The sequence below is a fragment of the Hymenobacter translucens genome (assembly GCF_020685205.1).
GTDB classification, from domain to species: domain Bacteria; phylum Bacteroidota; class Bacteroidia; order Cytophagales; family Hymenobacteraceae; genus Hymenobacter; species Hymenobacter translucens.
Window position 1 is genome coordinate 1 of record NZ_JAJERB010000022.1, and the last position, 1,447, is coordinate 1,447.

Here is a 1,447-nt window from a genome sequence, read left to right on the forward strand (position 1 = left end):
CCCTGCCCAGCCCCACCGTGACCTACGCCACCGGCGGCCTCTACGGGGCCACGCTGAGCCTGACCAGCACGCCCGGCGGCACCACCTCCCGCGCCCGCGCCCAGCTGCTGCAGGTCAGTGGCGCCACCACCGGCCTGGCCGCCCCGCTGGCCGAGTCGTTCGAGAACCCAGGCTTCCCCAACAACTTCGCTGCCCCCGACCTGCGCAACTGGACTGTCTCGTCCACTTCCGCCGCCGCCGTGCCCGCCGCCTGGCAGCGGGCCAATCCCCCCGGCGGCGGCCTGCTGGCCAGCGACGGCACGGGCTGCGTGTGGGTGCGCAGCAACCTGCTGCCCCCCAACACGAGCTCCTGGCTGACCTCGCCCAACATCAACCTGAGCGCCTTCAGCGCCGGCAATCCCCCCGTGCTGAGCTTCGAGCGCGCCTACGCCCAGCGCCCCACGCCCGTGGTCGAATCGCTGCTGGTGCAGTTCAGCGCCGACTGCGGCACGAGCTGGACCACGGCCGCCACCTTCTTCAGTACGGCCCTGAACACGATGGGCTCGCTGCGCACCAACACCTTCGTGCCCACCGCCGCGGCCGACTGGCAAACCCTGCAAATCCCCATCGACCCGGCCTTTATCGGGCCCCGCTTCCAGCTGCGCCTGCAGCTGCTCAGCCAGCAGGGCAACGCCCTCTACGTGGATAACGTGCGCCTGGCTCCGGCCAGCCTCACCAGCATGGCTGGGCTGGCCGCGCGCTACGAGCTGCGCCTGTTTCCCAACCCGGCCACGGCCGAAACGAGCGTGGAGCTGCGGCTGCCGGCCCCGGCCCCGGTGCAGGTGCAGCTGAGTGACGTGCTGGGCCGGCAGGTGCTGGCCCCGATCAGCACGCGCCTGCCCGCTGGGCGGCACGCGGTGGCGCTGCCCGGGGCCGCGCAGCTGGCCCCGGGCCTGTACCTGGTGCAGGTGCGCACCGGCGGGCAAACGTTATCCACCAAGCTGCTGGTGCGCTAGGCTCCATTTAGCGCATAGCAACCCGTTCAGCTCTCATTCTATCCTTCTCCGCTTTTCTCAGCCCTCTTCGCACTCTTCAGCCCTTCGTATGATTTCGTTCTTTACCCCATCTGGCCGCGGGGCCGTGGTAGCCCGCTGCTTTCGTTTCTGGTGCGTGAGCCTGGCGCTGGCGCTGCTGCCGGCAGCCCGTTCCCTGGCCCAGGCCCCGGCCTGGGAGCTGGCCCTGAGCGGCAGCAGCAACCCGCCCGGCACGACCGGCATCTCGCTGGCCACGGCCTCGGCCGTGGATGCGAGTGGCAACGTGTATATCACGGGCTTTTTCACCGGCACGGTCAGCTTTGGCAGCACCCAGCTGCTGAATGCGGGCACCGGCACCAGCACCGATGTGTTCGTGGCCAAGTGGGATGCCACGGCCCAGGACTTTACCTGGGCTACCAGCGGCGGCGGCCCGG

The 1,447-nt window shown here is 70.2% G+C and carries 1 protein-coding gene and 1 pseudogene; both read left to right on the forward strand.

Features of this window, described 5'->3' with window-relative positions:
* A partial coding sequence (locus LJY25_RS21105; protein WP_227610429.1) for a T9SS type A sorting domain-containing protein occupies positions 1–995 on the forward strand: 995 nt, incomplete at its 5' end.
* A gap of 88 nt (positions 996–1,083) precedes the next feature.
* Positions 1,084–1,447 (forward strand): annotated as a pseudogene (locus tag LJY25_RS21110) (hypothetical protein); the annotation flags it as partial.